Source organism: Citrobacter sp. RHBSTW-00671 (assembly GCF_014103415.1).
Taxonomy (GTDB): Bacteria; Pseudomonadota; Gammaproteobacteria; order Enterobacterales; family Enterobacteriaceae; genus Citrobacter.
Genome location: NZ_JABXPR010000001.1, coordinates 2,601,102 through 2,619,685 on the forward strand (window position 1 = coordinate 2,601,102; position 18,584 = coordinate 2,619,685).

General features: G+C 52.2%; 24 protein-coding genes and 1 pseudogene. 21 read left to right on the plus strand and 4 right to left on the minus strand.

Features of this window, described 5'->3' with window-relative positions:
• The first annotated feature begins 1 nt into the window (after nt 1).
• The 14 genes from HV261_RS12505 (at nt 2) to HV261_RS12565 (ending at nt 11,116) form a co-directional block, all read left to right on the plus strand.
• Nucleotides 2-199 carry a DUF2635 domain-containing protein gene (locus HV261_RS12505; protein ID WP_000497745.1) on the plus strand — a complete coding sequence of 66 codons (198 nt, stop codon included), beginning with the start codon at nt 2-4 and terminating at the stop codon, nt 197-199.
• A complete protein-coding gene (locus HV261_RS12510) occupies nt 196-1,698 on the plus strand; it encodes a phage tail sheath subtilisin-like domain-containing protein (protein WP_001568795.1) in 1,503 nt (500 codons plus the stop codon). The genes HV261_RS12505 and HV261_RS12510 overlap by 4 nt, the downstream gene beginning before the upstream one ends.
• A gap of 3 nt (nt 1,699-1,701) precedes the next feature.
• Entirely contained in the window at nt 1,702-2,073 is a 372-nt protein-coding gene (locus HV261_RS12515; protein WP_000896638.1) for a phage tail tube protein, read from the plus strand.
• Between the two features lies 1 nt (nt 2,074).
• Entirely contained in the window at nt 2,075-2,353 is a 279-nt protein-coding gene (locus tag HV261_RS12520) for a phage tail assembly protein (RefSeq protein WP_000807719.1), read from the plus strand.
• 14 nt (nt 2,354-2,367) lie between these two features.
• Complete coding sequence (locus tag HV261_RS27670) at nt 2,368-2,502, plus strand: hypothetical protein (RefSeq protein WP_000718562.1); 135 nt, start codon at nt 2,368-2,370, stop codon at nt 2,500-2,502.
• The gene (locus HV261_RS12525; protein WP_202038402.1) at nt 2,495-4,432 is read left to right on the plus strand and encodes a hypothetical protein; all 1,938 of its coding nucleotides are present in this window, start codon (nt 2,495-2,497) and stop codon (nt 4,430-4,432) included. Before HV261_RS27670 ends, HV261_RS12525 begins: the two co-directional genes overlap by 8 nt.
• 67 nt (nt 4,433-4,499) lie before the next feature.
• Nucleotides 4,500-5,903: a DNA circularization protein gene (locus tag HV261_RS12530; protein WP_202038403.1), complete on the plus strand. Its 1,404-nt coding sequence runs from the start codon at nt 4,500-4,502 to the stop codon at nt 5,901-5,903.
• A complete protein-coding gene (locus HV261_RS12535; protein ID WP_202038404.1) occupies nt 5,900-6,985 on the plus strand; it encodes a phage baseplate assembly protein in 1,086 nt (361 codons plus the stop codon). Before HV261_RS12530 ends, HV261_RS12535 begins: the two co-directional genes overlap by 4 nt.
• The gene (locus HV261_RS12540; RefSeq protein ID WP_023568807.1) at nt 6,982-7,566 is read left to right on the plus strand and encodes a phage baseplate assembly protein domain-containing protein; all 585 of its coding nucleotides are present in this window, start codon (nt 6,982-6,984) and stop codon (nt 7,564-7,566) included. The genes HV261_RS12535 and HV261_RS12540 overlap by 4 nt, the downstream gene beginning before the upstream one ends.
• Complete coding sequence (locus HV261_RS12545) at nt 7,563-8,000, plus strand: phage GP46 family protein (protein ID WP_001279799.1); 438 nt, start codon at nt 7,563-7,565, stop codon at nt 7,998-8,000. Before HV261_RS12540 ends, HV261_RS12545 begins: the two co-directional genes overlap by 4 nt.
• A 1-nt stretch (nt 8,001) precedes the next feature.
• Nucleotides 8,002-9,144 carry a baseplate J/gp47 family protein gene (locus HV261_RS12550; RefSeq protein ID WP_016237005.1) on the plus strand — a complete coding sequence of 381 codons (1,143 nt, stop codon included), beginning with the start codon at nt 8,002-8,004 and terminating at the stop codon, nt 9,142-9,144.
• A complete protein-coding gene (locus tag HV261_RS12555) occupies nt 9,141-9,734 on the plus strand; it encodes a YmfQ family protein (RefSeq protein WP_202038405.1) in 594 nt (197 codons plus the stop codon). Before HV261_RS12550 ends, HV261_RS12555 begins: the two co-directional genes overlap by 4 nt.
• Before the next feature lie 51 nt (nt 9,735-9,785).
• On the plus strand, nt 9,786-10,523 hold the full coding sequence (locus HV261_RS12560; RefSeq protein WP_202038406.1) for an integrase: 738 nt from the start codon (nt 9,786-9,788) through the stop codon (nt 10,521-10,523).
• Nucleotides 10,523-11,116, plus strand: coding sequence for a tail fiber assembly protein (locus tag HV261_RS12565; RefSeq protein ID WP_202038407.1), 594 nt, complete (start codon nt 10,523-10,525; stop codon nt 11,114-11,116). Before HV261_RS12560 ends, HV261_RS12565 begins: the two co-directional genes overlap by 1 nt.
• A 21-nt stretch (nt 11,117-11,137) precedes the next feature.
• Here HV261_RS12565 and HV261_RS12570 read toward each other — a convergent pair whose 3' ends face one another.
• Nucleotides 11,138-11,380, minus strand: coding sequence for a DinI family protein (locus tag HV261_RS12570; protein ID WP_165712315.1), 243 nt, complete (start codon nt 11,378-11,380; stop codon nt 11,138-11,140).
• A gap of 78 nt (nt 11,381-11,458) precedes the next feature.
• Here HV261_RS12570 and HV261_RS12575 point away from each other — a divergent pair, with 78 nt between their 5' ends.
• The gene (locus HV261_RS12575; RefSeq protein WP_202038408.1) at nt 11,459-11,848 is read left to right on the plus strand and encodes a HumD family translesion DNA polymerase; all 390 of its coding nucleotides are present in this window, start codon (nt 11,459-11,461) and stop codon (nt 11,846-11,848) included.
• Between the two features lie 47 nt (nt 11,849-11,895).
• Here the strand turns inward: HV261_RS12575 and HV261_RS27970 are convergent, their stop codons facing one another.
• From HV261_RS27970 to HV261_RS12580, 3 genes and pseudogenes are all read right to left on the minus strand, one after another.
• Entirely contained in the window at nt 11,896-12,012 is a 117-nt protein-coding gene (locus HV261_RS27970) for a YnaM/YnfT family protein (protein ID WP_349813808.1), read from the minus strand.
• A gap of 338 nt (nt 12,013-12,350) precedes the next feature.
• A pseudogene (locus tag HV261_RS27675) lies at nt 12,351-12,446 on the minus strand (hypothetical protein); the annotation flags it as partial.
• Nucleotides 12,443-13,009, minus strand: coding sequence for a hydrolase (locus tag HV261_RS12580; protein ID WP_202038409.1), 567 nt, complete (start codon nt 13,007-13,009; stop codon nt 12,443-12,445). The pseudogene HV261_RS27675 and the gene HV261_RS12580, both read right to left, overlap by 4 nt.
• A 286-nt stretch (nt 13,010-13,295) precedes the next feature.
• Here HV261_RS12580 and aspS point away from each other — a divergent pair, with 286 nt between their 5' ends.
• The 6 genes from aspS (at nt 13,296) to ruvB (ending at nt 18,552) form a co-directional block, all read left to right on the plus strand.
• On the plus strand, nt 13,296-15,068 hold the full coding sequence (aspS, locus tag HV261_RS12585) for an aspartate--tRNA ligase (RefSeq protein WP_202038410.1): 1,773 nt from the start codon (nt 13,296-13,298) through the stop codon (nt 15,066-15,068).
• 1 nt (nt 15,069) lies between these two features.
• Nucleotides 15,070-15,513, plus strand: coding sequence for a dihydroneopterin triphosphate diphosphatase (gene nudB / locus HV261_RS12590; RefSeq protein ID WP_137381568.1), 444 nt, complete (start codon nt 15,070-15,072; stop codon nt 15,511-15,513).
• A 28-nt stretch (nt 15,514-15,541) separates the two neighbouring features.
• Nucleotides 15,542-16,285 carry a YebC/PmpR family DNA-binding transcriptional regulator gene (locus tag HV261_RS12595; protein ID WP_003833836.1) on the plus strand — a complete coding sequence of 248 codons (744 nt, stop codon included), beginning with the start codon at nt 15,542-15,544 and terminating at the stop codon, nt 16,283-16,285.
• A 34-nt stretch (nt 16,286-16,319) separates the two neighbouring features.
• A complete protein-coding gene (gene ruvC, locus HV261_RS12600) occupies nt 16,320-16,841 on the plus strand; it encodes a crossover junction endodeoxyribonuclease RuvC (RefSeq protein WP_003034867.1) in 522 nt (173 codons plus the stop codon).
• A gap of 80 nt (nt 16,842-16,921) precedes the next feature.
• Nucleotides 16,922-17,533, plus strand: coding sequence for a Holliday junction branch migration protein RuvA (gene ruvA, locus HV261_RS12605; RefSeq protein WP_137381569.1), 612 nt, complete (start codon nt 16,922-16,924; stop codon nt 17,531-17,533).
• Between the two features lie 8 nt (nt 17,534-17,541).
• Entirely contained in the window at nt 17,542-18,552 is a 1,011-nt protein-coding gene (gene ruvB, locus HV261_RS12610) for a Holliday junction branch migration DNA helicase RuvB (RefSeq protein ID WP_137381570.1), read from the plus strand.
• Nucleotides 18,553-18,584: the final 32 nt, after the last annotated feature.

Here is an 18,584-nt window from a genome sequence, read left to right on the forward strand (position 1 = left end):
CATGTTTGTTAAGCCGAACAACGGGCTCAGCGTTCGCTGCCCCGTCAAGGGCATCCCATTGCCTAAAGAGGGTGCTGAAGTACCTGACAATATTTTCTGGCGTCGCCGTCTGAGCGATGGGGACGTGATCCTCTCTAAAAAGGATGAGGGCGCGCCAGAGAAACAATCATTACCTAAAAAAGCGGGAGAAAATGAATGACCGTACCTTTCGCTCGTGTTCCCGATAACCTGCGGGTAGGGCTTTTCTTCGTTGAGTTTGATAACTCAATGGCGAATAACGCCACTGCCACGCAGCGCACCCTGCTTATCGGTGGGATGCTCAGTACCGGCTCAACCCTCCCTGGTATTCCGCAGCGAGTTTCCTCTTCGGATACCGTCGGTGAGCTGACAGGAAAAGGGGGAATTCTGCAGGCCATGATGGCGGCGTATCAGAAAAATGATACCGCAGCCGAAGTCTGGATCCTGCCGCTGGAGGAAGACTCCGATTCCATGGTGGCTGCAACCGGCACCATTAAAGTGAGCAGCGCACCGACGGCAACCGGAGTGATCTCCCTTTATATTGCTGGTGAGCGCATTCAGTTGACCGTTGTAGCAACAGATACGGTGGCAGCGATCGCCACCTCTCTGGCCGCGGCGATTAACGCAAAAACCACGCTACCTGTAACCGCCAGTGCGACTACGGATACCGTAACCCTGACCGCGAAGAATCTTGGTGCTACGGGTAATGGGATCGACATTCGCCTGAACTTCCTCGGCTTACCTGGAGGCGAGTCCACACCTGCAGGCCTGGAACTGACGATTACTGCTATGTCTAACGGAGTCGGGGCTCCGGATATTACCGGCGCGCTGGCAAACCTGCAGGATCGAACATTCGATTTCATCATCAACCCTTACGACGATACAACCTCGTTGAATGTGATGAAGGAGTTCCTGTCAGACACTGGCGGTCGCTGGGCATGGGACAAGCAGCTTTATGGCCATTCCTTTGGTACCACCACCGGGACTTACGCCCAGCTCGGTACCAAAGGTGAGCTGCGCAATAACCAGCATGAGACCCTGCTGGGCGTAAATAAATCGCCGTCCCCTTCCTGGGCATGGTCTGCAGCTTACACCGGCGCAGCTGCGGTGAGTCTGCGTAATGACCCCGGCCGCCCGCTACAGTCGCTCGCTGTTCAGGGGGTGCTTGCGCCAGAACTGCAGGATCGCTTTGAGCTGACCGAGCGTAACAATCTGCTGTACAGCGGCATTTCGACATTTACGGTCGATGACGATGGCACGGTGCGCATTGAAAACCTGATCACCACCTACCAGAAAAACAGCTATGGCGATGCAGATGACAGTTATCTGGAAGTGGAGACGCTGTTCAGCCTGATGTTTGTGACCCGCTACCTGCGCACAGCGGTGACCAGCAAGTTTGGCCGTATGAAGCTTGCTGCGGATGGAACCCGATTTGCACCTGGCGCGGCGATCGTCACGCCAAACATTATCAAGGCCGATCAGATTGCCGAGTACCAGACTCTGGTATGGAACGGTTATGCGCAGGATGCGGAGGCATTCGCAAAAAATATCATCGTCGAGCAGAACGCCAAAAATCCGAACCGCGTCGATGTGCTGTGGCCGGGAACCCTCATGAACCAGTTGCGCATTTTCGCGCTGCTCAATCAGTTCCGCACTCGGGCTGAATCAACAGGAGCTTAAACGATGGCAGGTGATACTACTAACCGCCTGGCGGGAACCGCCTATGTCACTGTTAACGGTGTGACGGTAATGGTGGAGGGCTCGTTTAAATACCAGGCTGCCACCGTAAACCGTACCACCCTGACAGGGATGGATGGTGTGCACGGATATAAGGAAAAACCTGTGGCGCCATACATTTCTGCCCGACTGCGTGACAGTGGCGGAACGAATGTGCAGGGCTTTAACCAGCAGACGAACGTCAACGTGATCGCCGAGCTGGCTAACGGGAAAACTATCATTGGCCGTTCACTCTGGACGGTCAACGTCCAGGAAGTGGAAAGCGAAGATGCAGTATTTGATGTTCGCTGGGAAGGCCGCGACGTAACGGAGAACTAAGATGGCTGAGATTGAACGCGTTAAAACCATTCCATTAACCGTAGCGCTGGATGATGCTGCGGAGAAGACCACTTATACGCAGCTGGAGCTGAAAGCACCCACGCTAAGCCAGGCTGAGCAGTTTTATGAGAAACAGGCTGCGTCAACGTCGCTCGCGGCGATGCGCCTGCTTATTGCGCTGGTTTCCGGTACGCGTGAAAGCGTACTGCAGCCGATGGATTTTCTCGACTTCCGTAAGTGTGAGGAGTATCTGCTCAGTTTTTTGACCTGGAAGCCCTGACAACCTGGCAGGAAATGGCCGCTGACGTCACCTTCTATTTCCGCTGGTCTGAGGACAGGGCGTGGGGAATGACCCGCGCCCGGCTGAAATGGTGGGTGGCGCAGGCATCCCGGATAAACAAGCTTAGGAAACCTGAAGACGATGAGTAATTCTTTTGATTTTGAGCTGGTGGCCAGCGACCAGGTTAGCGAGGCTATAGACCGCATTAATGAGGCTGTCCGTGACCTGGAGCCGAAGCTAGATAAAACTAAAGAAGGGCTCAAGTTAGGCGGTCAGGAAGCAGCCGACGGACTGAGCGGTTTTATTTCTCGCCTCGAGAATATGTCGAAGAGCGCGCGGGATAACGTGCAGTTTATTGGCGACATGGTTCCCCCACTGAAAATGGTGGGGGAGCTCACGGGGAAGATGGGGGCGCTGGGGTTAGCCGGTGCTGCCGGCTACGGACTGAAACAGGTCGCTTATGGATTTCGGGAGGCATCCCGTCAGGCCTATAATCTTGATGTCTCGGCAAAAAATGCGGGAATGCGCGTTGACGATTTTTCCCGTCTTGCTGGAGCGATGCGCATCCTTGGCGCTGATAGTGAAAGTGCCAATGCTTCTATCGATGGTATGGCGAAAACGCTGAAAGAAGCCGCCAGTGGCGCGAATGGGCAGGTACTTGGTGCGCTCGCACAGATCGGTGTTCAGATACAGAAAAATAATGATGGTTCTGTTGATACGCTAAAAACATTACAGGAGATTGCTCGTGTCTTCCCTTCGTTGCGGCCTGAGCAACAAAAGTCCGTAGCGGATGCTCTTGGGCTGACGCCAGAAATGTTGGCGTTAATGCGTGAAGGTGAGCGCATGAAAACGCTGCTGGCTAAATCTGATGAGTTTGGGCTAACAATTGATCCTGAACTTAATAAAGAACTAAGCGACATCAATGGAACGATGAATGAACTTAGCGCCTCCTGGGATGGGCTGTGGCAACGTTCAAAAAACAAGGCGCTTAAGACCATTCTATCGGATGGTTCAGTCAAAGACGGACTTGAAGGTGTTACCGATCTGTTCACTAATGGTGATTTTACTGGGCTGTCTCATGCTCTCGGTTTTATCAACAGCAATGATGCTGAGAAACTACGGCGCATTCAGAACGATAAGGAACTTTATAACAGCTTACCCCGCAGTGAACGTGGGCAGGTTGACGCGGGTTTCATGACTGATGCTGTAAGAAAGCGGTACGATGCGAATTACCGCGCGACCGATTCTGCGATTCAATTGCAGAATGACTTATCCGCTATCAGCCAGCCACAATCCAACGTTGCACGCGGCAATGTTCCTTACGGGGAAACAAGGAATAACGCAATTGGCTTCAGAAATAATAATCCCGGTAATTTGAGGGTTGCAGCAAACGCAACGGGTAAAAATGGCGGATTTTCTACTTTTGCGAATGATGCCGACGGAAGAACTGCAATGGCGAGACAGCTGATGTTGTATGGTGACAGGGGGAATAATACTCTGGATGGGATTATTCATACCTATGCTCCGCAATCAGAGAATAATACTCGTGCATATATTGACTCCGTCTCAAAAGCCACTGGATATGGAGCCAAAGAGCAAGTAAATCTGCACGATCCGGAAACATTAAAAACGATAATGGCAGCCATGATTAAACATGAGAATGGCGCACAACCTTATACTGAGGAACAACTGCTAAACGCCATCCAGACCGCCATTACTGATGATCGGTGGTCAGGGAAGAGAAATCCGGATGTGCTGGCCCAGCAGCGGTATGACATTATCTCTGGATCACGCGGCGTGGATCAAGAACCCACGATACTCAGAACACAACAAGGGAAAAGTGATGCTTTCCCTGACAGTCCGGTGAACGAACAATCCTCTGGAGACGGAATCATTCAGCCAGAGTTGCAGCGTTCGGGACCAGATAAGACCCTTACCGATAATATTACGCGCTCCTTCATGAGTGCGATGGCTGAGCAAAAATTGAAACTTGAGATCACCATGATCGACGGGAAGGGAGGGCGAAGGGAATACAGCGCCGAAGATGGCGGAAGAATAACGTTACCCATGTCTTACTGATCATTTTCAACTGTCATTGTATATACGGTAACCGCCAGGTGGCGGTTTTTTTATTTCCGGAGGCGTGATGCCGTCAATTATCCAGGACGCAATAACTTCTCTTTTGGGGGGAGATACCAGCGATGACTGGCAGGGGCAGTTACGGCCCAGCTCATTCAGAGGTGTGCCATTTGCAATTGTTGCTGAGGAAGGGAGCCACGGCCGACGCCAGGCGGTACATGAATATCCCTACCGTGATACAGCCTGGATAGAGGATATCGGGCGGGCAACACGGCGATTTGTTATTCGCGGTTTCTTGATCCAGAACAGCCAGGTTTACGGCGGCGGCGATGCTATCACGCAGCGCCAGTCACTGATTGAAGCCTGTGAACAAAAAGGTAGCGGTACGCTTGTCCATCCGACACTGGGCGAATTAACGGTTTCCATCCCTGAGAATGGTTTGCGTATTTCCGGTTCGATGGAGAACGGGCGAGTATTTGAATTTACCCTGATGGCAATTGAATCAGGGCTTAAAGTGTTTGCTGTCACGGGCAGTACCGTTGCAGGCGCCACGGTGAAAACCAACTATCTGAAACTGGTCAGCACTGCTGTGCTGAGCACGATTGCCAGGGTTAAGAGTGAAATCCGCGGTGTCACACAGGCTATAAACACCATCAGAGGCACGGTCACGTTCTGGACTAACATGGTTGACAGCACCATCAGTCAGGTCACGAATCTCAGCAATGTCCTGAACTCCACGTTCGGGAATACCCGGTACGGACGTTACAGTAAAGGCTCTGTGGGCGGTAGTTCCTCTGCTGTTGCTGGCAAATCGTCAGTTGCTGATGTGGATGATGAGAGAGCACTGGCTGACAAGGTAACAGCCCAGTCGGTAATGGACCGGAAAAATGTTACCGACAGGTCGAGCCAGCTTAGCAGCTCCAACACACCTGATGAGTTTGTCCAGGGCGTCGCCGACGTGGTAAACGCAATTCTTAACAGCGCCGGCAGCGTTAATGACCGAATCACAGCGCTGGAAAAACTGGCTAATTCAATCAGCACGGAGTACCAGCAGTCCGACAGCAGCAAAGCGATTTCGGCGACCATGAACACGCTGATTGTTGTGCTATGTACTGGTGCCATGACCAGTGCCGCTGCGGACTCCAGACCAGCCAGTACAGACGAGGCAGAAGAGTTAACTCAACGAGTTTCTGTGCAACTTGATACGGCGCTGGTTCTGGCTGGAGACCGCGCGGACGATGATATGTATAACGCGCTTCTCGCCGTCAGATCGGCATTCCTTTCTACGATGAGTGAGCGTGCTTCTGGTCTGAGCGAGCTTCTGCAGGTTACTACCGCTCAGCCGCTTCCGGCGCTGACGCTGGCAAACCGATTATACCAGGATGTCACCCGTGCAGATGAACTGGTACAGGAAGCGCGCGTACCGCATCCGGCGTTTATGCCGACAACCATGAAGGTACTGAGGCAATGAATGCAGACAGCGATCTGGATGTTGTTTCTTTGACGGTCGACGGCAAAATCATCGAGGGGTGGGATTCTGTCCGGGTAACGCGGGGTATTGAGCGTTTTCCCTCTGATTTCGATCTTGGGCTAATGGATTACTTCCCTGGCAACGAAGATCGTCAACTCGTTGAAGAGGGAATGTCTTGTGAAGTTCGTATCGGAGATGATCTGACACTGACGGGATATGTTGATGACTGGGAACCAGCGATATCACGCTCTCGGCATGAAGTAAGAGCCACGGGGCGCAGTAAATGTCAGGACCTTGTGGATTGTTCTGCGGAGTGGCCCAATAACGTTATTAATGCCAGTAATGCGCTTGAAATTGCTCAGCGCCTGGCATCGTACTATGACATTCAGGTTTCGACTGATGTCGATGACTTGATTAAGGTACCTCAATTCACAATTAACTGGGGTGAATCACCACAGGAAATTATTGAAAGGGTGGCCCGTTGGTCAGCATTGCTCTATTACGACCAGCCTGATGGAAATTTGCTTCTGACTCGTGTTGGTACACGACGGGCCGCAAGCGGTATTGCAGAAGGCGTAAATGTTGAACAGGCATACTATCGTAGGTCAATGGCGGATCGGTTCTCGGACTATGTTGGCGTGTCTATGGGAATATCACCGATAGCCGGATTTTCACCTGATACAGCATATGACGCGGTAACGCTGGCGACGGCAAGGGACCCTGAAGCTGCCAAAATGCGTTATAGAAAGCATATTTCTATTATCGAAAGTACGTTGATGGCCTCGCATCAGGCACAGCGTGCAATAGATTGGGAAATGAATCGTCGATATGGCCGCTCAAAACAATTATCTGTAACCATCGACTCCTGGCGGGACAGGGATGGGAAACTTTGGGAGCCCAATACTCTGATCCCGGTTGACCTTCCAACACTGCAACTTCCTGATACTGAATTACTCATTGCTGAAGTCACTTATATGCGAGACGACAACGGCACACATGCGCGTCTAGCGCTGATGCCGCCGGAAGCTTTCGCCGTTCAGCCATATGCCTTCTACCAGAACCTGGCGGGATTCAATACATGAAGCAACTATTTAAACATGCAGCGACTAGGATCGCCGGCATGCTGGGGATTGGCCGGATCACGGCTATGAAAGATGGTGGGGTGGTGCAGTCAATCCAGTACCAGACTCCGCTGGAGGTGGCCAGCGCACCGCGGATGGCTGAATTTGGTTTTTCATCCGGCCTGCCGTCAGGGACTGACGTGGTTCTGGCTTTTATTGGCGGTGATCGTTCCAGCGCGGTGGTAATTGCGTCCAACCATCAGGGGTTCCGTCATACAGGCCTGAAAGCGGGCGAAACGGTCATGTATAACCAGTGGGGTCTTAATATTCTCCTGACGGAGAAGGGGATCTTCCTGGATGCAAAGGGCCAGAATGTTGAGGTCAATAACGCCACTAACGTGACCATCAATGCCAGCCAGGGGATTCTTGCAAATACCCCGATCCTGAGGTGCACGGGTGACATTGTTGATAACTGTGAAACCAATACCCGAACACTGAAAGAGCTGCGGGATGCACATAATGACCATGATCATGTGGTTAAAAATGCCCAGAGTGGCAATGACAATATCCGCAGCCAAAAAACAGAGGATCAGGTGACATGAGTGACATCGCTTCATTCTGGAATGTGGATGAGATGTTTGCTGACTGGCAGAAAGGGCTGGGTGAACTCACCACGGGGAACGATTTACAGACTGCAATACTGGACAGCCTGTTTACCGACAGGCTGGCGCGCGCTGACGATGATTATGAGGATAGCGATCGCCGCGGCTGGTGGGGGGATTCCGGGGAGGAATCCCAACTGGGATCCCGGCTTTGGCTGCTACGGCGGAAAAAACTGACCCCGGATGTAGCAAAAAAAGCGGAGGAATACTCGAGTGAAGCGCTCAACTGGTTAAAGGTTGATGGCGTTGTCAGCGAGGTTATTCCTGTTGCAAGGATCGTCCTGCCTGACCGGCTCAATCTCATTATCCGCTATCAGGCACCGGGGAAGGACTGGCAGGAATTCAGGTTTTACTGGATATGGGAGCAACGTTAATATGCCGTTTAAACGACCGACGCTGAGCGAACTCCGCGACGGAAACCGGAAATTTATGCAGGCGGAGCTTGAGGATGTTGGTGCGCTCCTGCGCTTCGCGAACCTGAAGGTACTGGCTGACATGGATGCGGGGATGGGGCATCTGCATTACGCCTACCTTGACTATATTGCCCTGCAGACAAACCCGTTTACCTCTACCGATGAGTATCTCGCCGGGTGGATGGCCCTTAAGCAGGTATTCAGAAAACCAGCTGCAGCGGCGAAGTCGCCTGCGGTACAGGCTAGTGGCAGTGTTGACAGTATTATCCCTGTTGGCTCGATCATTAACCGCGGGGACGGATACCAGTACCGGACGGATGCAGATCTTAAAATTCAGGCAGATGGATTTGGTATCGTCGCGGTGACGGCCATCCTGCCGGATATTACCAGTGATGTAACGGGTGGAGGCGCGCGCGGTAACGCTGATGCCGGGACCATAATGACCCTGGACGCGAATATTGCTGGCGTGGATCCACAGGTAACGTTACTGTCCGCTGCGACCGGCGGAGCCGATATTGAAACGGAAGAGGACTTTCGCAGTCGTGGCTTGCTGGCATGGCAGAATCCGCCTCAGGGTGGAAGCGACGCCGATTATAAAAAATGGGCGCTTGAGGTTTCGGGCGTCACCCGCGCGTGGGTAAAGCGGCGTCTGAACGGGGCCGGGACCGTTGGCGTGTATATCATGTGTGATCGGAATGACAATGGTGGGTTTCCGGTCGGTACCGATGGAATATCCCAACTTGAGGACTGGGGGGCTGTTAAAGCCACCGGAGACCAGCTCGCTGTCGCCGACCACATCTATCCGCAGCAGACAGACACTGCCATTGTTTTCGTATGTTCCCCGATCAAGAAAGTCATCAATATTGAAATCTCTGGTATCAAAAATGCCGACAGCACCACAGTTCAGGGTATAAAAGACGCGCTGACGGCGCTGTTTTTTGATGAGGCTAACCCTGATGGTTCCGGGAAAGTTTACCTCTCTGATATTAACGGGAGTATCGGCGGTGTTAGTGGCACGACGGGCTATATCCTTAACTCTCCGATGGCCAATATCACCTTTGCTGTTGGCGAAATTCCGGTGCTTGGCGGGGTGAATTTTGTATGAGCCTCTTTTCAAAAAATGATTATGCCGGTGCGCTTGGCGCGTTGCTGCCGACGGGCAGGGCGTGGCCCAGATCGCAAAAAACGGTACAGGCTGCGGTATTACGGGCACTGGGCAGCGTGTTTCAGCGTTCTGACAACGATGCGCAAAGCCTGATTACTGGTGCTTTTCCCCCTACAGCGACGGTAATGTTGTCAGAATGGGAAAGCTCTCTGGGGTTACCAGATGATTGTGCGATTGGTGAATCCGGTGGCGTCAGCGATCGCCAGCGCGCCGTGGTGGCAAAGTTAATCAGCACCGGCGGCCTGAACCGCGATTATTACATCCGGGTGGCTGCAGCTCTTGGTTATACCATCACTATCACACAGTTCCGGCCCGCTATGAGTGGCATGTCAGTATGCGGTGATGCGCTTAACGGTGACGAGTGGCCATTTACCTGGCGGATAAATGCGCCACAAACAACGATCAAGTATTCGCTTGCTGGCGCGTCCTACTGCGGAGATCCGCTCGCATCGTGGGGCAATAAACAACTGGAGTGTTCAATCAACAAAATTGCCCCATCCCATCTGAACATCATTTTCAATTATTCATAACTGATATTTCCCCCTCTGATTTTATCGCTTAACACTAAGTGAGGATTAACTATGCTCCGAATCGGGCAAGTCGAAGCCACTGCAACGCAGGATGGCAAATATACTGATGGAAGTGTTGCTGGTGGTATTGCCGCAACGAGGCTGCGGGCAGCAGCGTTTAACGCCATGCAGGAAGAGTTAGCGCATATCGTAGAGTCAGCAGGATTGGCGCTCGACATTAACGATATGACTCAGGTTTTAAAAGCCATTCAAAAACTCACACTGAGCCGTGCAAACCCATTTGCCGATATCAAATCAGATGGTGCAGCGGCGATTTCTACGGCTCTCACAAACCTTGGTTTGGGAGCAGGCGCTCCCCCTATTGGAATCCCGTTTTACTGGTCATTGGCTGCAATGCCAAATACGGTCGTGCCGGAATGGTCAAACATGGTATTTCTGAAAACCAATAATACGTCGTTCTCTGCCGCCGAATATCCAAAACTGGCGCTGATGTGGCCGGGTCTGTTTATTCCTGATATGCGGGGGGATTTTATTCGTATTTTTGACGATGGGCGCGGCGTGAACCCGACACAGCCATTACTGGGGTGGGCGGACTCACGCCTCAAGGAGCATACGCATGTGTTACCAACAGGCAGGATGAATGTTGGCGTGGACAATTTCTCTTCTACCTGGGTCACGGTAGAAAATGATGTGGCCACGCCAAAAATATATACAAAAACGCAGAGCGGTGGCGCCGGTGAAACCGCACCACGCTCAATAGCATTTAACTGTCTGGTGAGGGCAAAATAATGAAACCTGTTTTTGATGAAAATGGACTGGCTATTGAGCCGGGGAATGTCGTCTGCTTTTACTATGATGCAGCCACGGGAGAATACTGCGGGCACTCTGATGAATTTATTCATCCAGGTGTCAGCATGCCAGGGTATTCAACGGATATCAATCCGGGAGAGAAACGGTCGGGATTTGTAGCTGTATTCAACGGTACTGGATGGGAGCAACAGCCAGACCATCGCGGCATTACGGTCTATTCAACTATGGACAGAACCACGGAGTTCGTTGATTACATAGGGGAGATTCGTTCAGGTTACACAACCGTTGCTCCATCCACTCAGTATGATAAATGGGATGGCAGCAAGTGGGTTACAGATGCTGACGCGCAGCGAAATGCGGCGATAGCCAGCGCCGAAAAACTGCGTAGTCAGTTGCTGGCCAGTGCCGATAAAGTAATGCTCGACTGGCGAACAGAGCTGATGCTGGGTGAAATAAGCGACGTCAATAAAGCTAAACTGTCGGCGTGGATGGGTTACAAAAACAAGGTTAAGGCGGTGGATGTGACAACCGATCCTGAGAATGTTAACTGGCCCGCTCTCCCGCCTGCGTAGGCTGTGCAGGATTGCAGAACATTATTCATTTGCCAGCCACATATCAGCCTCTTCAAACATTTCCTGAACAGTACGGCTTATTTGTTCTTTCTCATGCTTGCTGGCGTCAGTGTTGATCGCCGGCAGTGTCATCATCGGTTTTACCCGGACATCAGCATCCGGGAAAATCCGGTGAACTCTCTTACTCAGTTCGCCAAGAATGATGTCTTTTGCACCGGGCAGCCCATCAAAATTCCGTTTGTCATAAACGAGTTCCACGAACATTGCGCATTACCTCTTTACTGGATAGATATACACTATTTATACTGTATTTCTATCCGGCATTCAAGAGAGGGCACTGACATGGGATTCCCATCACCTGCGGCAGATTATGTTGAAACACGAATCTCCCTCGACCAGCAGTTTATTCGTCATCCATCAGCAACGTATTTTATGCGGGCTGCGGCTTCATATTATCGTGAAGGGATACTGAACGGTGCGCTGCTGGTTATCGACTCATCCTTATCGCCATGCGATGGTTCGTTGCTGATATGTGCGATGGATGGAGAATTCAGGATTAAGCGTTACCGGGCGCACCCGAAGCCGCACCTGATAAACCTGGAGAACGGGAGAAGGGAAGCGATACCAGCCGAAAAGGAAGGATACGGCACTTCGCTCCCGGTGTTCGGGGTGATCACGTACATCATTAATGATGCCAGGAATGCGGAGCTTGATGACTGCCCGGTGATGTGAGCACATCACTGTTAAGTGAAGTATGAAGTGTGGTTACGTGGTTGAGGTTAATTATCATTTCTGTCTGGATTGTTAGACAAACCAATCCCTACCTTTACGGTAGCGAACACCATGATACATAGAGTGACTATTACAGAAGATATCAATGAGAGGCTAGTGATCATAACGCTTCTTAATGTTAGATGGATTCGACTATTAGACTACTACATTGTGGAAAGGTTCCTGGTAATTCTCGCACACTCAATAAAGTAGGTATTGTCGACACGCCGGATGCAAGAATGTAACTCGGTGTGCTATGGATATAGACGACTTGAAGACGTGACTTGTGGGGCATACTTGGGGCAAAAATGTCTGCTTTGGGGCATTTTGGGGCATAATTGGGACGTTATAACACGTATGAACTTTGCCGAATTTCACATGATGTTAATTTTTAATGCGTTGAATATACTAAAGAAAACACATGCTCTTGGGCGTTCTTTAGTGATTTTTAAAATACCCGCGTCACGCAGTTGAAGTGGCGGGCATACTCTTCAAGGCTGGTGATCCCCAGACGCAGCCATTTCGGGTGTGACCACTGGGGTAAGCCGATATAGATCATAACGCTTGCAGGATCTCGTCAACGCGACGTATACGGGCAATGCGTGGGAAAATATGCGTCATGCTGCCCTGATGCTGGTCGGAGCTGGCGGCACTGCAGGCGTCTTCGGCAACGATCAGGCTAAAACCCAGCTCCCAGGCGTTACGCGCGGTGGATTCGACACCGATATTGGTGGAGATCCCGCAAAGGACGATGGTGTCGATACCACGACGGCGCAGCTGTAGTTCCAGGTCAGTACCGTAGAATGCTCCCCACTGGCGCTTGGTAACCTCCAGGTCTGTTGCACATTTTCCCAGCGCTTGCGGGTATTCCCACCAGTTGTCGGGTAATGCTTTGGCTGGCGCGGGGGCATCAACCGGTTGTTTTAGCGCTTCGGCATAATCCGCAGACCAGCCGACGCGAACCATCACCACTGGTGAACCGTGAGTACGGAATTTTTCCGCCAATTGTGCCGTACGGGCGACCACGTCGTTTGCCGAATGAGGCCCACCTGCGAAAGGCAGGATCCCTTCCTGTAGATCGATGACGACAAGCGCGGTTGTTTTTGCGTTCAGTTCCAGCATGGTGACTCCAGTAAAAAAGATTTCCGTTACACCTTAATCGCGAATCTGTGTGAAAGGGGCGACAATTTTTGTTATTTTTTGTGAGATTACGCAATACCCGCTTAGGAAACACGCGTACAGTCAGTACCGGACTGAGAGTCTACCCCAGTAGGCTCTTATCGTGCGGCAGAATTTCCAGTATAATAGCCGCCTTTTTTCATTCAGTTGTGACATTCAGCTAAAGCTGCGACTTCGTCATCTGCCGGGCAGGTGACAATCCGCCTGCGGCAAAGTTAAGGGATATCTCATGCGTACAGAATATTGCGGACAGCTACGTCTGTCCCACGAGGGGCAGCAGGTGACTCTGTGTGGTTGGGTCAACCGTCGTCGTGATCTTGGTAGCCTGATCTTTATCGATATGCGCGACCGCGAAGGTATCGTGCAGGTATTTTTCGATCCGGACCGTGCGGACGCGTTAAAGCTGGCCTCCGAACTGCGTAATGAGTTCTGCATTCAGGTAACGGGCACCGTGCGTGCGCGTGATGCGAAAAACGTCAACGCCGATATGGCGACGGGCGAAATTGAAGTGCTGGCATCCGATCTGGTCATTATCAACCGTTCAGATTCACTGCCGCTCGACTCTAACCATGTCAATACTGAAGAAGCTCGTCTGAAGTATCGCTACCTCGATCTGCGTCGTCCTGAAATGGCGCAGCGTCTGAAAACACGTGCCAAAATTACCAGCCTGGTGCGTCGTTTCATGGACGACCACGGCTTCCTCGACATCGAAACGCCGATGCTGACGAAAGCGACGCCAGAAGGTGCGCGTGACTACCTGGTACCGTCTCGCGTACATAAAGGTAAATTCTACGCGCTGCCTCAGTCTCCTCAGTTGTTCAAACAGCTGCTGATGATGTCTGGCTTCGACCGTTACTACCAGATCGTAAAATGCTTCCGTGACGAAGACTTACGTGCTGACCGCCAGCCTGAATTTACGCAGATCGATGTTGAGACCTCCTTCATGACCGCACCGCAGGTGCGTGAAGTGATGGAAGCGCTGGTGCGTAATCTGTGGCTGGAAGTAAAAGGTGTGGATCTGGGCGATTTCCCGATCATGACCTTTGCCGAAGCAGAGCGTCGTTACGGTTCCGATAAGCCGGATCTGCGTAACCCGATGGAGCTGGTAGACGTCGCTGATCTGCTGAAATCTGTTGAATTCGCCGTATTCTCTGGTCCGGCTAACGATCCGAAAGGGCGTGTAGCGGCTCTGCGCGTCCCTGGCGGCGCTGCACTGAGCCGTAAGCAGATCGACGATTACGGTAACTTCATTAAGATCTACGGCGCGAAAGGTTTGGCTTACATCAAAGTCACCGAGCGTGCGAAAGGCCTGGAAGGTATCACCAGCCCGGTTGCTAAGTTCCTGAATGCTGAAATCATTGAAGCCATTCTGGAACGTACTGGCGCACAAGACGGCGATATGATCTTCTTCGGTGCCGACAACAAGAAAGTGGTTGCCGATGCGATGGGCGCGCTGCGTCTGAAACTGGGTAAAGACCTGAGCATTACCGACGAAGCCAAATGGGCGCCGTTGTGGGTTATCGACTTCCCGATGTTTGAAGACGATGGTGAAGGCGGTCTGACCGCGATGCACCACCCGTTCACCGCGCCGAAAGACATGACGGCGGCTGAGCTGAAAGCTGCGCCGGAAGATGCGGTTGCCAATGCGTACGATATGGTTATCAACGGCTACGAAGTAGGCGGCGGTTCTGTACGTATCCATAACGGTGATATGCAGCAGACCGTATTCGGTATTCTGGGTATCAACGAACAAGAGCAGCGCGAGAAATTCGGCTTCCTGCTGGATGCGCTAAAATACGGTACACCGCCGCACGCGGGCCTGGCGTTTGGTCTGGATCGTCTGACCATGCTGCTGACCGGTACGGATAACATCCGTGACGTTATTGCTTTCCCGAAAACGACAGCTGCCGCATGTCTGATGACCGAAGCGCCGAGCTTTGCCAACGAAGCTGCGCTGGCGGAACTGAGCATTCAGGTTGTTAAGAAGGCCGAGAATAACTGATATGGCATATAAGCAGCCTGTCTCGGTGTTAGTCGTGATTTATGCAAAGGACACCGGGAGAGTGCTGATGTTACAGCGACGCGACGATCCTGATTTTTGGCAGTCGGTCACCGGCAGCCTTGAAGAAGGTGAAACCGCGTCGCAAGCCGCCCTGCGCGAAGTAAAGGAAGAGGTCGCCATTGATGTTGCGCGTGAGCAACTGACCTTAATTGACTGCCAGCGCACGGTGGAGTTTGAGATTTTTAGTCATTTACGTCATCGCTATGCGCCAGGAATTATACGTAATACGGAGTCCTGGTTTTGCCTGGCACTGCCCACTGAACGAGAGATCGTGTTCACCGAACATTTGACCTACCGTTGGGTTAATGCGCACGAGGCTGCACAGTTAACCAAGTCGTGGAGTAACCGGCAGGCGATTGAAGAGTTTGTAATTAACGTCGCCTGAGAAGGCGCGCTTTTTGGAGAGATTATTTATGGCAGGTCATAGTAAATGGGCCAACACCAGACATCGTAAAGCAGCGCAGGATGCTAAGCGCGGTAAGATCTTCACCAAAATCATTCGTGAGCTGGTAACGGCGGCTAAATTGGGTGGTGGCGATCCGGATGCTAACCCGCGTCTGCGTGCAGCGGTTGATAAAGCGCTGGCAAACAACATGACCCGTGACACCCTGAACCGTGCGATTGCGCGCGGTGTGGGTGGTGATGAAGATTCCAACATGGAAACCATCATCTATGAAGGTTACGGTCCTGGCGGTACAGCCGTGATGATTGAATGTCTGTCTGATAACCGTAACCGTACCGTTGCGGAAGTGCGCCACGCATTCACTAAAACAGGCGGCAACCTCGGTACCGACGGTTCCGTCGCATACCTGTTCAGCAAGAAAGGCGTGATCTCCTTTGAGCAAGGCGACGAAGACGCCATCATGGAAGCGGCACTGGAAGCCGGTGCTGAAGATGTTGTAACCTTCGACGACGGCGCGATTGACGTTTACACCGCGTGGGAAGAGATGGGGAAAGTTCGTGATGCGCTGGAAGCGGCAGGTCTGAAAGCGGACGCGGCTGAAGTTTCTATGATCCCATCCACCAAAGCGGATATGGATGCAGAAACAGCGCCGAAGCTGATGCGTCTGATCGATATGCTGGAAGATTGCGATGACGTGCAGGAAGTTTACCACAACGGCGAAATCTCCGATGAGGTTGCAGCTACGTTAGAATGATGTGGTTAAGCCATAAAATAACAGGAGATGCGTGATGTCTATCATTCTCGGCATTGATCCGGGGTCGCGCATTACCGGTTATGGCGTAATCCGTCAGGTCGGCAGACAGCTGACCTACCTCGGCAGTGGTTGTATTCGCACCAAAGTTGATGATCTCCCGTCACGCCTGAAATTGATATACGCGGGGGTGACGGAAATCATCACCCAGTTCCAGCCGGATTATTTTGCCATCGAGCAGGTCTTTATGGCGAAAAATGCCGATTCGGCGCTGAAGCTGGGACAGGCGCGCGGCGTAGCGATTGTTGCTGCGACCAATCAGGATCTTCCGGTGTTTGAGTATGCTGCCCGACAGGTTAAACAGACAGTCGTCGGTATCGGCAGCGCGGAAAAAAGCCAGGTACAGCACATGGTGCGTACGCTGCTCAAGCTCCCGGCTAACCCTCAGGCGGATGCTGCGGATGCGCTGGCGATTGCCATTACCCACTGCCATGTCAGCCAGAACGCTATGCAAATGAGTGAGTCGAGGTTGAATTTAGCACGCGGTAGGTTACGTTAGTGACAAATGAGGCTGGATATCTATCCAGCCTTTTTTTATGATAGCGCATTACCTTTTAGCCCTTAACGCAGGAGCGTCATGTGATAGGCAGACTCAGAGGCATCATTCTTGAAAAACAACCCCCACTGGTCCTTCTGGAAACGGGCGGGGTAGGCTATGAAGTACATATGCCGATGACCTGTTTCTACGAGCTGCCGGAAGCCGGGCAGGAAGCGATCATCTTCACGCATTTTGTGGTGCGCGAAGACGCACAGCTACTGTATGGCTTCAACAATAAGCAAGAACGCACGCTGTTTAAAGAGCTAATTAAAACCAACGGCGTGGGGCCAAAGCTGGCGCTGGCGATCCTCTCCGGCATGTCTGCGCAGCAGTTCGTGAATGCTGTTGAGCGCGAAGAGCTTGGCGCGTTAGTGAAATTACCGGGCATTGGTAAGAAAACCGCAGAGCGTTTGATTGTCGAAATGAAAGACCGCTTTAAAGGACTGCATGGCGATCTCTTTACGCCGGCTGCCGATCTGGTGCTGACATCACCTGCCGGTCCGGTAAGCGATGATGCCGAGCAGGAAGCGGTTGCTGCGCTGGTAGCGTTAGGCTATAAACCACAAGAAGCCAGCCGCATGGTAAGCAAAATTGCTCGCCCTGATGCCAGCAGTGAAACCCTGATTCGCGAAGCGCTTCGCGCGGCATTGTGAGGTAAAGGATGATTGAAGCAGATCGCCTGATTTCGGCTGCCAGCACTACCCCTGAAGACCTGGTGGATCGTGCGATCCGCCCCAGGCTGCTGGAAGAGTATATTGGCCAGCCTCAGGTACGTTCGCAGATGGAAATTTTTATCCAGGCGGCGAAGCTGCGCGGTGATGCCCTCGATCACCTGCTGATTTTTGGTCCTCCGGGTCTGGGTAAAACCACGCTTGCCAATATTGTTGCCAATGAAATGGGCGTCAACCTGCGCACTACATCCGGCCCGGTACTGGAAAAAGCAGGCGATCTGGCGGCCATGCTCACCAATCTCGAACCCCATGATGTGCTGTTTATTGATGAAATCCATCGCTTGTCACCGGTAGTGGAAGAGGTGTTGTATCCGGCAATGGAAGACTATCAGCTGGATATCATGATTGGCGAAGGCCCGGCAGCACGTTCAATTAAAATCGATCTGCCGCCGTTTACCCTGATTGGCGCTACAACGCGTGCGGGTTCGTTAACCTCTCCACTGCGTGATCGCTTTGGCATTGTGCAGCGCCTGGAGTTCTATCAGGTGGCTGATCTTCAGCACATTGTTGGACGCAGTGCCCGCTTTATGGGGCTGGAGATGAGTGACGAAGGGGCGCTGGAAGTAGCGCGCCGGGCACGCGGTACGCCGCGTATTGCCAACCGTTTACTGCGTCGTGTGCGTGATTTCGCCGAAGTGAAGCATGACGGCACCATCTCGGCGGATATCGCGGCCCAGGCGCTGGATATGCTCAATGTCGATGCTGAAGGCTTCGATTATATGGACCGCAAGCTGCTGCTGGCGGTGATCGATAAATTCTTTGGTGGTCCGGTCGGGTTGGATAACCTGGCGGCGGCAATCGGCGAAGAACGTGAAACTATTGAGGACGTGCTGGAACCGTATTTGATTCAGCAAGGTTTTCTACAACGTACCCCACGCGGACGTATGGCAACCGTGCGGGCGTGGAACCACTTTGGCATTACACCGCCACAGATGCCTTAGTGCCTGATGTCGCTACGCTCATCAGGCCTGGG